10 protein-coding genes are annotated in these 14,055 nt (G+C 53.0%); 8 read left to right on the top strand and 2 right to left on the bottom strand.

Annotated features, from left to right (window positions below; all coding sequences use genetic code 11):
- Position 1 precedes the first annotated feature (1 nt).
- A complete protein-coding gene (locus L4174_RS00815; protein WP_248144494.1) occupies positions 2 to 1,030 on the bottom strand; it encodes a TauD/TfdA family dioxygenase in 1,029 nt (342 codons plus the stop codon).
- Between the two features lie 19 nt (positions 1,031 to 1,049).
- A complete protein-coding gene (locus L4174_RS00810; RefSeq protein WP_248144495.1) occupies positions 1,050 to 2,648 on the bottom strand; it encodes an MBL fold metallo-hydrolase in 1,599 nt (532 codons plus the stop codon).
- Between the two features lie 719 nt (positions 2,649 to 3,367).
- Here L4174_RS00810 and L4174_RS00805 point away from each other — a divergent pair.
- The 8 genes from L4174_RS00805 (at position 3,368) to recG (ending at position 13,850) form a co-directional block, all read left to right on the top strand.
- Positions 3,368 to 4,165, top strand: a complete 798-nt coding sequence (locus tag L4174_RS00805; protein WP_248144496.1) for a glycosyltransferase family 2 protein — start codon at positions 3,368 to 3,370, stop codon at positions 4,163 to 4,165.
- A 230-nt stretch (positions 4,166 to 4,395) separates the two neighbouring features.
- Positions 4,396 to 6,612 (top strand): Gfo/Idh/MocA family oxidoreductase, encoded by a 2,217-nt coding sequence (locus L4174_RS00800; RefSeq protein WP_248144497.1) that lies wholly within the window; start codon positions 4,396 to 4,398, stop codon positions 6,610 to 6,612.
- Positions 6,609 to 7,670 (top strand): glycosyltransferase family 4 protein, encoded by a 1,062-nt coding sequence (locus L4174_RS00795; protein WP_248144498.1) that lies wholly within the window; start codon positions 6,609 to 6,611, stop codon positions 7,668 to 7,670. Before L4174_RS00800 ends, L4174_RS00795 begins: the two co-directional genes overlap by 4 nt.
- Positions 7,671 to 7,853: 183 nt before the next feature.
- Complete coding sequence (gene gmk, locus L4174_RS00790) at positions 7,854 to 8,480, top strand: guanylate kinase (protein ID WP_248144499.1); 627 nt, start codon at positions 7,854 to 7,856, stop codon at positions 8,478 to 8,480.
- A gap of 50 nt (positions 8,481 to 8,530) precedes the next feature.
- Entirely contained in the window at positions 8,531 to 8,806 is a 276-nt protein-coding gene (gene rpoZ, locus L4174_RS00785) for a DNA-directed RNA polymerase subunit omega (RefSeq protein WP_027250547.1), read from the top strand.
- Positions 8,807 to 8,824: 18 nt separating this feature from the next.
- Positions 8,825 to 10,927 (top strand): bifunctional GTP diphosphokinase/guanosine-3',5'-bis pyrophosphate 3'-pyrophosphohydrolase, encoded by a 2,103-nt coding sequence (gene spoT, locus L4174_RS00780; protein WP_248144500.1) that lies wholly within the window; start codon positions 8,825 to 8,827, stop codon positions 10,925 to 10,927.
- Positions 10,928 to 11,044: 117 nt separating this feature from the next.
- On the top strand, positions 11,045 to 11,734 hold the full coding sequence (trmH, locus tag L4174_RS00775) for a tRNA (guanosine(18)-2'-O)-methyltransferase TrmH (protein ID WP_248144501.1): 690 nt from the start codon (positions 11,045 to 11,047) through the stop codon (positions 11,732 to 11,734).
- A gap of 34 nt (positions 11,735 to 11,768) precedes the next feature.
- Positions 11,769 to 13,850 carry an ATP-dependent DNA helicase RecG gene (recG, locus tag L4174_RS00770; protein ID WP_248144502.1) on the top strand — a complete coding sequence of 694 codons (2,082 nt, stop codon included), beginning with the start codon at positions 11,769 to 11,771 and terminating at the stop codon, positions 13,848 to 13,850.
- Positions 13,851 to 14,055 lie beyond the last annotated feature (205 nt).

Genomic DNA, 14,055 nt, shown 5'->3' with positions numbered 1-14,055 from the left:
CTTATACAATGCGTCTGTCGCACAGCTGGTTAAATTCTGAGGTTAAAGCACGCAGATCCCTGATGATATTAATTCTTTTTAACCATCGGCCATAATGATCATATTTCGCGGAAAACTGACGCCTGCCGTGCACAGCCCTTCTGTTATCAATCAGCATGATCTGTCCCTCAGTAAGACAGACATCAATCAGAGATTGGTTCACAACCGACTTGAATTTTTCAAGTGCCATTTCAGCGTCTTTATTTTCACCAAGCACTGCCATATAAGGCAGATCTGCTCGCATAAAAGGCCGCTCCCGATTCCCGTATAAAATTGAGATCGGTGTATCGACATACTTAGCTTCAGCACTCATATGGTACTTATGAATATCGATATCCCAGTGATCACTTTTATTTTCTTTGACGTGATGTGACGTATCCGGCGCAATACAAAAAGACTTGCTGAACAGAATATCAATTGTTTTCCCATCTAACTGACTGACAATTTCATCGACATGGCATAATGATGTCGCTGCTTGCTCCGTATTGCGATAACACATCAACGAAACATAATCAGCTGGCGTTGGATGGAAAGCTTCTTCCGTATGCCAGTCCAGTTCAGCTGAACTGCTTGACCCCAGCTGCTCATAAGCATCTGCTTTGATCGGCACCACATAGCGCATAAAGCGGCCATTTTCTTGCGTTGACCACCCAAAAATTTCGCCGAACAGGCAGGAGACTAATGAATGGATGACTTCATATGTAAACGTCTCAGAATGATGCCAGTTACAGTCCCATGTATTGGGTGTCTGAATATTTTCAATATCGATCGGAAGGCCATGAATTAAGAATGCTGCATAGCTATGAGCCGTATTTTTGAAATCTAATACGTCCTCTCTCAAATTCCGGCTGAGTTCCATGGCATAGACCGCACAATCTCTGGCGAAACTGTCTGTTTCAACCGAATCATGTTTTTCTATCAACTGATGACAAGCATGATAGATGAACTCAAGGTCTTCAGTCGTTAACTGATATGTCTTATACTTTTCCATACGCATCGCTAACTTAATATCAAATTGAAATTTCTTCAGACCAATATAAAAGCTTAAGCGGCCTGTCTTCCAGAGACATTTTCTCCTCTAAGCGTTTATATTCCCTAACAATATAGTCATCAAAGGTTGCTGGCTTCCCAATTAAATATTCCAGCCATGGTTCAAGGCCCATCGCATATACAAATACAGAATCAGGGTTGATCAATTGAATCAGTTGTTCAGTTTCATCACAGTCACAGCCAGTTAAGCGTCTGTTTTTTGCGTACTCCGGTTGATGACCTTGATTTAATACGGGCTCATACAGCCAGGTATATGGCGCACCTTCACACTCCATCCCGACAAACATCTTGCTCACTTTGAGCGTATTATCGAGCAGATATTGATAAATTTCTGCCTGAATAAATTTCGAGTCCGATAATATAAGCAGCTGCTCGGAATCTGTTTCAATATAATAAGATGACTTCGCATCTACCCGAAGGTCACCATGCTCTCCCAGAAAAGGAAGGGTATGCAGTTGAAAAGTATTTCCCTGAATTTTCTCAAACGGATCCACTTCGATCACATTCCCGAAGCCGATTTGCTTGAGTATCTTGGCCAGTGACGGGTCTTCAATCATGTCACCAGAACTTTTAGGAACAATAATCTGCCCCACTTTATGTCTGATTTGCAGTAAGGTTTCGACATTAAAGTGATCCGCATGCCCATGAGTGATCACAACATAGTCAATATGCTCAGGTAAATCAGATAACGAATATGATGTTTTCCCATCTTTTTCAAAGGATTCACTCTGAATCCAGGGGTCAATCAGCAGTGATTCAGACGAAGTCTCAATCAGCAAAGTCGCATGACCAAAATAACGAATCGTTTCATGGCTGGGTGCTGACGGTTCTTTGTGTTCACACTCTGAGGTGAACAATATTCTGAACTGCTGCTTCGCTTCGTCAGACAGATTCATTTCCCGGCAAAACTTATTGAAATCGACCGGAGTTCGTCTCGCCTCAAAAATTTTATCCAGTATTTTTTCTTTAAAATCAACATCAATCAAAAACTGAGTTTCATGACAGGACAAACGTGGTGTATTAAACACTGGCGGACGTTTGGTGTGCTCCGTTTTTAATGTGAATAATACACTTTCACACCGGTCAAACACCCCATCAAATGCATTTTCAAAAAGACGGTATGCGCCGCTCTGATTCCGGGCATAGTAAAGCTCAGCCCTGCCTTTCAATTCGGATGGAATTTCCTGATAAAGAGGCTCTAAACTGTCACCTTGAAATTGTGAAACTAATTCATCAAGCTTTTCGACAGCAGAAAGTAGCTGTTCTTGTTGCGCTTCTTGCTGTTGGTTGCCATCCAGGTATTGTTCCACACTGAACACATCATCCATGGATAATCTGACCGTGCTCACTTTCCCACTGGAAATACCACTATGAAATTCAGGATATTTTAAAAATGATCTTAATTGCTTCCTGTTTTTCCTCATAAAAAAAGAACGAGCAACAGGAGAAAGCAAATAGTGCCATGCGTACCAATGTTCGACTAATGGCTCAATAAAGACATTATTTCTCAGATAAAGAAATGCCTCATCTTCCGTCTCACAACGACTTGATCCCTTCATAAGCCCAACTAACTCGTTTGATTTTATGGTTTTACTGGTTTCAGTATGGCAATGACCTGGTCAGTACAATCAACCAAAAACAGGTGGTAGTACTCAGCAAATAAATGCAACCACACTCAGTGCGCAACATGATTAAGCACATAATTTCACAAAGAGAATAATAAGTAACCTTCGATTAACAAAAAATATACTTTCATCACACTTCACCATCATTTGAGATCAAATTGCGATCATGATGATCCAAATTTCACCAGATCCGCAGCTGTCTGTGCTCTCAGAGCAAGGTCAAATCGGGGAGAAATTATGAGAGAAGTGAAATCATGCATTGAATCAACTGCTTGCTTTTAAGTTTCAACCCGATTGCCCTTGATTCAGAGTGACAGCGCCAGACTTCAGCCAAGACATGGATCTGGAAAAGAATGAAAAGAGAGAAATCCCGAACACATGCCATTTACAAAAATTAAATAAAAATATCGGCTGATAAAATAAAAAATCCTTCTGTGAACCAGGTTCACTCTATGAGCATTTTAATGCCGCCATTCATTTGTTTGTCATTTGCATAATGGTAAATTTGTGCTCGTTAAAACCTCGCTCTGAAAGTCCCTGCCTGGCCGGTAAAGCCCGATAGCACCATGGTTGATCCCAATCAGCCAGCGGTTTGCTGCACCCGGAATTCAGAGCGTTAAAAATTATCACTTTCACCATAGATGCAGTTCAATATGGATATTTCGTTAATTGTGACCACCTATAACTGGCCGGAAGCTTTAAATAAAGTTCTGGAAAGTATTGAAAGACAGAGCCATCTGCCGCGGGAAGTCATCATTGCCGATGACGGCTCAGGTCAAGAGACCGCGGAAGTTGTCGCCTACTGGCAACAGAAACTGAGTATTCCTGTGATTCACAGCTGGCAGGAAGATGAAGGTTACCGGCTTTCGGCAAGCCGTAACAAAGCCATCGCCCGGGCCAATGGTGACTATCTGGTGATGATTGACGGAGATATGGTGCTGGATCGCCATTTTATCCGTGACCATACCCGGACCGCTCAGCCCGGCTATTTTATTCAGGGCTGGCGCGTCCGGCTGAATGAGCAGGGGAACTTCCATGTGTTTGAACATGGTGTGATCCCGCACTGCCGGATGAAAGGGATTCTGGATCTGAAAAACCGTTGCTACGGACTGCGACTGCCCGTGCTCCGCTCCCTCAGCTACGGTTCTCCAACCTCAATTTCAGGCACGAAAGGCTGCAATATGGCCTTCTGGAAACAGGATGTGGTCGCCATTAACGGCTTCAACGAGGACTTCGTCGGCTGGGGTAAAGAAGACAACGAATTTGCCACTCGGATGATCAATCGCGGCATTCGCCGCAAGCGCCTGCGCTTTTCAGCTGTGGCCTTTCATCTCTACCATGATGAAAGTCCGCGGAATATGGTGGCCTGCAACCACGAAATCCTGATGCGCACCAAGCACCACCGCCTGGCATTCTGCCACAACGGTCTCTCCCGTTATCAGGCAAGCTAACCCTGACCCGCCGGTTCTTCAGCTTCCCGAGAAGAGCCGGCGACATCCGCATTTTCAGCGCATCAGCATCTCCCCGTTTATTACTTTTGTATGACTTTACCTGCAGCTTCACCTACCCCCTGCTTTCTGCTGACTATATTTAATAAGAACAGTGCGCACATGACATAAAAATACCAATAAGCACACTGCTTAGTGATTGATTCATGAGGGACAGCCATGAAGGAGCAGGTATGAACGCAAAAACAGACAGCAAAGTTATCTTGGTCGGGGCCGGTTTTATTTCCGATGTTCATGCCAGAGCCATTCACGCCTTACCGGGGATCACTATTGCCGCCATCGTGGACCCCGATCTGTCTGCAGCGCAGTCACTGGCCCGCCGCTATCAGGTACCGCACTGTTTCAGCCAGCTTGATCAGGCACTGGCCGAAACCGACTTTGACGCCGCTCATGTACTGACCCCGCCGAATCTGCATTACGAGCTGGTCCGGAATCTGCTGACCCATGGCAAACACGTACTGGTCGAAAAGCCGCTGGCGGAAACCACAAAAGAGTGTGACGCCCTCATCCGTCTGGCCCGTCAAGAGGAGCTGACCCTGGCAGTCAACCAGAATTTTCTGTTTCACCCGGTCATTGAAGCGGCCAAGCGCCTGCTCGACAGCAACACGATTGGTCCGGTAACCTCCGTCACCCTGAATTACGAAATGCCGTTGCGTCAGCTGGACAGCGGGCAGTTCAGTCACTGGATGTTCCGCCAGCCCGTCAATCTGCTGCTGGAGCAGGCGGTACATCCCTTATCACAACTGCTGACCTTATTCGGTCCGCCCCAAGGCGCGCTGACCAGCCGGATCAGCCAGATGAAAGTCCTGAGCGGACAACAGCCCTGCATTCTCCGGCTGGACGCAATGGGCGAACTGAGCGTTCCTTTTCATTTTTCGTTTGCCATGGGCAATGATTTCCCAATCTGGCAGCTCCATATCACCGGAGAGGACGGCTCTCTGACACTGGATATCATTCGGCAACGCGTCCTGATCAACGGCCGCAGCCGCTTTCTGCCCGCACTGGATACCGCTGTGACCGCCTGTGCCCAGGCTGGCAGCCTGATCGCTCAGGGGATCCGACAACTGGCTGAATACGCCGGTGCAATCACCGGACTGCGGGCTTCCAGAGATCCATTCTTCCTGTCGATGCAGTCCAGCATCCGTGCATTTCATCAGGCACGGGAGTCACAGCAGCCACTCCCCCATGCTGCAGAATTTGGTCGCGAACTGGTCGAACTTTGCCACCAGCTTGCTGAGAAAAGCCTGGGTGCTGATGCTTTGCATCTCCCCCCGCCTTCAGACACAGAACGGACACCAGCCAGTCCGCCGACCGAACAGCCCTTCGATGTGCTGGTGATTGGCGGAACCGGCTTCATCGGACGCCATGTCGTCAGTCAGTTACTGGCTGAACGATACACCGTCGGTGTGATGGCAAGGCATCTTCAGTCCCTGCCGGCATTGTTCCACCAGCCGGACATTCAGCTGATTCAGGGCGATGTCTGTGATCCGGCAGCCGTGGAGCATGCCGTCAGCCGGGCCCGCTACGTGATCAATCTGGCCCACGGCGGCGGCAATGGCGACTGGCAGGCCATTCACCATGCAATGGTCGACTCCGCCCGGACGATTGCCTGTGCCTGTCTGGCCCACGGCATTACCCGGCTGGTCCACGTCGGCTCCATTGCTTCCTTATACCTGGGGAGCGCCCGCACCGTCATTCACAGCGCCTCCCCCGTAGATCCCTGCGCGCGTCAGCGGGCAGATTACGCCCGGGCCAAAGCCATGGCAGATGATCTGCTGATGCACGAAATGCATGAGCTCGATGTGGTGGTGTTGCGCCCCGGCATCGTCGTCGGCGAAGGCGGCCTGATTCACCACACAGGCGTCGGTTTCTTCAATAACAGTCAGTACTTCATCGGCTGGAATCTGGGACACAATCCGCTGCCCTTCGTGCTGGCCGAAGATGTTGCCTCGGCCACTGTCGCGGCAATGACCAACCCGGCTGCCCGGGGCAAGGCACTGAATCTGGTCGGTGATGTCAGGCCGTCCTCTCGGGAATATGTCACTATGCTCAGCAAAGGGCTGAACCGTCCTTACCGCTATGTCCCCCAGCTGACTTTCTGGCTGTATCTGCAGGAAATAGCCAAGTGGGCGATCAAGCGACTGGGGGGACGTCACATCAACCTGCCTTCCTTACGGGATCTGAAATCCCGGGCCATGAATGCCCGTTTTGACACCAGCGGTGAGAAACGCCTGCTGAACTGGCAACCGGTCAATGACTGGCATGTCTTTTACCAGCGTGCCGTTCTGGTACACCGCAGCGAGCCACCGGTGACACCGTCGCCCTCTGCAGCCAGACCAAACCAGATACACCCGGAAGACAGCCCGTCTGAAAAGGCAACTGCGTTATGACGGTACTCCTGCATGTTTTTTCCACCTTTACCCTCGGCGGGCCGCAAATTCGTTTTGCTCAGCTCGTGAACGCCCTGCCGGGGCATCATCAGCATGTGGTGATTTCGCTGGATGGCCGACTGGATGCAGCTGCCCGGCTGGCAGCCCATGTTCACGTCACCTGCCTGACCCTGCCTGAGCTGAAATCCTTCACTCTGCCGGAGCGGCTGACACGCATCCACCGGACACTCCGGGAATACCAGCCCGAAGTCCTGATGACTTACAACTGGGGCGCCATTGAGTGGGCCCTGTGTAACCGCTTTAGCCGGCTGTGCCGCGGCGTACACTGGGAAGACGGTTTCAATCCGGATGAAGCCACCCGGCTGTATCCGCGGCGGAATCTGTTTCGCCGTCTGGCACTGGGAGGGCGCACCGAAGTTGTGGTTCCTTCTCATATTCTGATGCAGATCGCCAGCCAGCAATGGCGCATTCCCCCGGCCCGGCTGCATTATTTCCCCAACGGGATCGAGACTCCGGCGCACCTTGCCCCAGCATTTTCTGTGAAGCAGCCAACCCTGATCACGCTCGCCAGCCTGCGCAAAGAGAAAAACCTGCCGCGCCTGATCGATACGGTCGCAGCGCATGCGCCGGACAGCCGCCTGCTGATTGGCGGTGATGGTCCCTTACTGACCGAGCTGGAAAGCTATGTCTCAAAACACCATCTGAACCACCAGATCCGGCTGGCAGGCCGGATTGATGATGTCTGGGGCTTTCTGGCTCAGGGGGATATCTTCTGCCTGTCGTCCGATACGGAACAGATGCCGCTGTCAGTACTGGAAGCCATGGGCGCCGGTCTGCCGGTTCTGGCAACCGATGTCGGTGATGTCAAATCCATGCTTTCGGCCGCCAACCAGCCGTTTGTCGTTCAGCCCGCCTCCTATGGCCGTGCGATGACACAACTGCTGGCCGCACCCGACCAGTGGCAGCCCATTGGCCAGGCCAACCGGCTGAAGGTAAGGCAGGAATACAGCTTCCAGACCATGCTGAACAATTTTTGCCGTCTGATTTCCCCGCCCTGATGACCCGGCCACAACGTGCTATTTTTTAAAGAAAGCGCCTGAAAACGCACCGGCCGAATAACTGACGACGACAGACCTGAGCCGGGCTGTGAATCTCCGGGTGAAACTTGCACATCCGGATTCAATTTCACCGCAGTTCGTGATACCCTGCGCGCCCTTTCTTCCACTTGAGTAACACTGGTCATGAGCAAAGGCACGTTATACATCGTTTCGGCCCCGAGCGGCGCAGGCAAATCCAGCCTGATCAACGCTCTGCTGGAAACCAATCCAACCTATGACATGAAGGTCTCAGTTTCCCACACCACACGCGGCATGCGTCCGGGTGAAGCACATGGTGTGCATTACAACTTTGTCAGCGTGGAAGAATTCAAAGAGCTGGCAGAACAGGGCGCGTTCCTGGAACACGCCGAGGTGTTCGGTAACTTTTACGGCACCTCCCGCCTGTGGATTGAGCAACAGCTTGATAAAGGCATTGATGTCTTTCTGGATATCGACTGGCAGGGCGCACAGCAAATCCGCCTCCAGATGCCGCTGGCCAAAAGCATTTTTATTCTGCCGCCGTCCAAAGATGAGCTGGAGCGTCGTCTCAACGCCCGCGGACAGGACAGCGATGCAGTAATTGCCCGCCGGATGGATGAAGCGCGCTCAGAAATCTCGCATTACACGGAGTACGATTACGTGATCGTGAATGACGATTTTGATGTGGCGCTCATGGATTTTAAAGCAATCATCCGTGCGGAGCGATTGAAGCAAGACAAGCAAGCTGCTAAATATAGCAGCATGCTTTCTGCGCTACTGGCGCAGCAGTAAGTAATTTTGTACAATTTTCAATCTTTTTACTAATACCACTGGAGTCCTCGATGGCACGCGTAACTGTTCAAGATGCTGTTGATAAAATTGGCAACCGTTTCGATCTGATCCAAATTGCTTCTCGCCGTGCACGTCAAATGCAAACTGGCGGTAAGGATCCACTGGTTCCTGAAGAGAACGACAAGTACACAGTGATCGCCCTGCGCGAGATCGAAGAAGGTCTGATCACCAAAGATATTCTGGACGCACGCGAGCGTCAGGAAATGCAAGAGCAGGAAGCTGCTGAACTGGCAGCTGTGAGTGCCATTGCAGGTAACCAGCGCTAATTCAAGGAAGCGGGCAATTTGTATCTCTTTGATAGCCTGAAAGAAGTTGTAATTGAATACCTGCCTGAGACTCAGATTGAGGCGCTCAGGCAGGCCTATTTAGTCGCAAGAGACGCCCACGAAGGCCAGACCCGTTCCAGTGGTGAGCCTTACATTATCCACCCGATTGCCGTCGCCCGGATCCTGGCCGAAATGCGCCTGGATTTCGAAACCCTGATGGCCGCCCTGCTCCACGATGTCATAGAAGATACCGATGTCACCAAAGACGACCTCGACAGTCGTTTCGGATCGACCGTGGCCGAACTGGTGGATGGTGTGTCCAAACTGGACAAACTCAAATTCCGCGATCGGAAAGAAGCCCAGGCAGAGAACTTCCGCAAGATGATCATGGCGATGGCCAATGACATCCGGGTCATCCTGATCAAGCTGGCCGACCGTACGCACAATATGCGGACCCTGGGTGCCCTGCGCCCGGATAAGCGCCGCCGTATTGCCCGCGAAACCCTGGAAATCTTTTCTCCCCTGGCCCACCGTCTGGGTATCCACAATATTAAGACCGAGCTTGAAGAACTGGGCTTCGAAGCCCTGTATCCGAACCGCTATCGGGTGCTGAAAGAAGTGGTCGCCGCTGCCCGTGGGAACCGGAAAGAAATGATTAACCGGATCCACGCAGAAATTGAAGGCCGCCTGTTTGATGCGGGGATCGACGGCAAAGTGGTTGGCCGCGAAAAGAACCTGTACTCCATCTATAACAAGATGAAGAACAAGGAACAGCGCTTCCATTCGATCATGGATATCTATGCCTTCCGGGTTTTGGTCCGGGATCTGGATACCTGCTACCGGGTGCTGGGACAGGTGCATAACCTGTACAAACCGCGTCCGAGCCGGATGAAAGACTACATTGCCATCCCGAAAGCCAATGGCTATCAGTCACTGCATACCTCTCTGGTCGGCCCGCACGGAGTTCCGGTCGAAGTTCAGATCCGGACCGACGACATGGATCAGATGGCGGATAAAGGGGTTGCGGCCCACTGGACCTACAAAGATGGCGAAAGCTCTGGCACCACCGCGCAGGTAAAAGCCCAGCGCTGGATGCAGAGCCTGATGGAGCTGCAGCAGAGTGCCGGTAACTCGTTCGAATTTATCGAGAACGTGAAATCTGATCTCTTCCCGGATGAGATTTACGTCTTCACACCGAAAGGCCGGATTGTCGAACTGCCGGTTGGCGCCACTGCCGTTGACTTTGCCTATGCCGTGCATACGGACGTGGGTAATACCTGTGTCGGTGCCAAAGTTGACCGTCAGCCGTATCCGTTGAGCAAGCCGCTCAAAAACGGTCAGACCGTCGATATCATCAGCGCACCGGGTGCACGCCCGAATGCGGCCTGGCTCAACTATGTGGTGACTTCCCGCGCACGGACCAAGATCCGGCAGGTCCTCAAAACCATGCGCCGGACCGAATCCATTACGCTAGGCCGTCGCCTGCTGAACCATGCGCTGGGTGAACTGAATATCGACCAGATCGACCCGGACACGCTGAATCAGGTACTTCAGGATCTGCGTCTGAAAGATCAGGAATCCCTGCTCGCTGCGATTGGCCTGGGTGAACTGATGAGCGTGGTGATTGCCCGCAGACTGCTGGGCACGCTGGACGAAGAAAACCAGACGGACGACAAACGCCGGATGCCAATCCGTGGTGCCGACGGTATTCTGCTGACCTTCGCCAACTGCTGTCATCCGATCCACGGTGACCCGATCATGGCATACGTCAGCCCGGGCAAAGGGCTGGTGATCCACCGCGAGGAATGTTCGAACATCCGCGGTTACCAGAAAGAGCCGGACAAATACATGCCGGTGGAATGGAGCCGCGACTTCGAGCAGGAGTTTGTCACCAACCTCAAAGTCGACATGCAGAACCATCAGGGTGCACTGGCCGATCTGACCAACACCATTGCCAATACCGGTTCCAACATTCAGGGTCTGTCGACCGAGGAGAAGGACGGCCGCCTGTATACCATCACCGTTCGCCTGACCACCAAAGGTCGGGTCCATCTGGCCAATATCATGCGCCGGATCCGGGTGATGCCGAATGTGGTCCGGGTTGCCCGGCAGAAAAACTGAGATGGCCGCAGCGCCAGCACAGTATGTCACGCACAAACGCCCGAACCGGGCGTTTGTGCTTTCCCAGCGGCTGAATCACAACATCTCAGCCTGCCAGAAATCAAGAACATCACGACTATGACCCCAGAACGCTTTCAGCGAATCCAGTCAGTCCTGGCGACCCGCCAGCCGGATCTCACTCTGTGCCTGGAAGAAGTGCACAAACCCAATAACGTCTCCGCCATCATCCGGACAGCAGACGCCGTCGGCGTTCACAAAGTCCATGCCGTCTGGCCGAATGAAATGCGGGTTCTGAGCCACACCTCTGCCGGTGCCCGGAACTGGGTTGAGCTGCAAACCCATGACACCATGACGGATGCGGTGAGCCATCTCAGGACCCAAGGCATGCAGGTTCTGGCCACGCACCTGTCGGATCGCGCCGTTGATTTCCGCGAGATTGATTACACCAAGCCGACTGCAGTCATTCTGGGCGGCGAGAAAAACGGGATCACCCCCGAAGCACTGGCACTGGCTGATCAGGACATCATTATTCCGATGGTGGGTATGGTACAGTCGCTGAACGTCTCCGTCGCCAGTGCACTGATCCTCTATGAAGCACAACGCCAGCGCCAGATCGCTGGCATGTACGACCGGGACACCACGCCACTGCCCCTGGAAACCGTGCACCGCATTTTGTTTGAACGCGGCCACCCGGTACTGGCAAAAGTGGCAAAGCAGAAAAAACTGCCTTACCCGCCGCTGGATGATAAAGGCCAGATCGTCGCTGACGACGCCTGGTGGCGTGCCATTCAGTCCAGAAACAAATAACCCAATCATCTGACGGAACACAGAGAGCAAACGCATGAGCGGACAGATGCTAGACACCATTACCCTGACTGAACTGTCAGGCGTGGGCGCCAAAATGGCTGAAAAACTCCATAAGATTGGCCTTCACACGGTGCAGGATCTGCTGTTCCATCTGCCGCTCCGTTACGAAGACCGGACCCGGATCTGGCCCATTGCTGAAATCCGGCCCGGCCAGCACCTGACCGTGCAGGGCGAAGTGCTCAGCAATGCCATCAGCTTTTGCAAACGCCGGATGCTGACCGTCAGAATCAGTGATCAGAGCGGTGCCTTAACCCTGCGCTTCTTTAATTTCAACGCGGCGATGAAAAACGCGTTGTCAGAAGGCAAGCAGGTCAAAGCCTACGGCGAAATCCGGCGCGGCCAGCATGGTCCGGAAATCATCCATCCGGATTACAAAATCTTTTCCGAACCCACTCAACTCGCGGTCGAAGAAACCCTGACTCCGGTTTATCCGACCACCGACGGCCTGCGGCAGCTGACCTTGCGCAACCTGACCGATCAGGCTCTGAAGCTGCTTGATAAAGCCGCGGTCACTGAGCTGTTGCCGGAAGGCCTGTACGACCGTCAGATGACGCTGGCGCAGGCACTGCATGTCATGCATCGTCCAACCCCCGATGTCTCGCTGGACCAGTTGGAAAAGGGCCAGCATCCGGCGCAGAAACGGCTCATCCTTGAGGAACTGCTGGCACAGAATCTGTCGATGCTGGCCGTACGCCAGAAAGGACAACAGCATCAGGCCTGGCCGCTGCCCCCCAGCGAACCGCTGAAACAGCAACTGCTGGCCGGACTGCCATTCAGCCCGACCGGCGCCCAGCAGCGCGTGGTGGCTGATATTGAATCCGATCTGGCAAAGTCCGTCCCCATGATGCGACTGGTTCAGGGCGATGTCGGCTCCGGCAAAACTCTGGTCGCCGCACTGGCGGCGGTTCGCGCTATCGGACATGGCTATCAGGTCGCGCTGATGGCACCGACCGAACTGCTGGCCGAACAGCACGCCCTCAACTTCGCCCACTGGCTGGAACCGCTTGGCATTCAGGTCGGCTGGCTGGCCGGGAAGCTCAAAGGCAAAGCGCGGGAAACCGAGCTGGCCCGCATTGAAAGCGGTGAAGCGAAGATGGTGGTCGGCACCCATGCCCTGTTCCAGCAACAGGTGATCTTCAGCAATCTGGCGTTGGTCATCATCGATGAACAGCACCGGTTCGGGGTGCACCAGCGGCTGGAACTGCGGGAAAAAGGCGCAAATGATGGCCGTTATCCGCACCAGCTGATCATGACGGCCACGCCCATTCCCCGGACGCTGGCCATGACCGCGTATGCCGATTTGGAAACCTCAGTGATCGACGAACTGCCGCCGGGCCGGACCCCCATTCAGACCGTCGCGGTTTCCGATGCCCGCCGCGCAGATATCATCGAACGGATCCGTGCCGCCTGTCTGAACGAAGGACGCCAGGCATACTGGGTCTGTACCCTGATTGATGAATCTGAAGTGCTGGAAGCCCAGGCGGCATCCGACACCGCCACTGAGCTGACCGCCCAGTTACCGGAGCTGAAAATTGGTCTGGTTCACGGCCGGATGAAAGCGGCTGAAAAGCAGGACGTGATGCAACGTTTCAAAGCCGGTGAACTGCACCTGCTGGTTGCCACCACCGTGATTGAAGTGGGTGTTGATGTTCCCAATGCCAGCCTGATGATCATCGAAAACCCCGAACGGCTGGGTCTGGCGCAGCTTCACCAGCTGCGCGGCCGGGTTGGCCGGGGCAGCGTCGCCAGCCATTGTGTGCTGCTCTATCATGCCCCGTTGTCGAAAACGGCTCAGCAGCGACTGGGCGTGCTGCGGGAAAGCAGTGACGGCTTCGTGATAGCCCAGCGCGATCTGGAAATCCGCGGTCCCGGTGAGCTGCTCGGCACCAAACAGACCGGCATTGCAGATTTCAAAGTGGCCGATCTGGTCCGCGACCAGCACCTGATCCCTCAGGTCCAGAAGATGGCGCGATACCTGCACGATCAATATCCGTCCAATGCCAAGGCCATTATTGAGCGCTGGCTCGGTCACCGGGAAAACTATTCCAACGCCTGATCCGGACAAACCTGCTCGTTCCAGTGTAATCGCGGTCTGATGCCGCTGTTTTCTGCTTTCACACACCAAAAACAACATACGCAAACGTTTGCTAATTTTGGGTTCGTCATTACAATAGGGGCCAATTTTGACCCAAGGGTCCTTTTCGGCTTCAAACCTGTCCACTCAGATCCCCTTGAGAAGCCGACCTGTCGACGTAATAAGG

Origin of the sequence: Photobacterium sp. CCB-ST2H9 (assembly GCF_023151555.2) — a bacterium.
Classification (GTDB): Bacteria; Pseudomonadota; Gammaproteobacteria; order Enterobacterales; family Vibrionaceae; genus Photobacterium.
The sequence above is the reverse complement of the archived record's forward strand: the minus strand, read 5'-3'. Positions and strand labels throughout refer to the sequence as shown.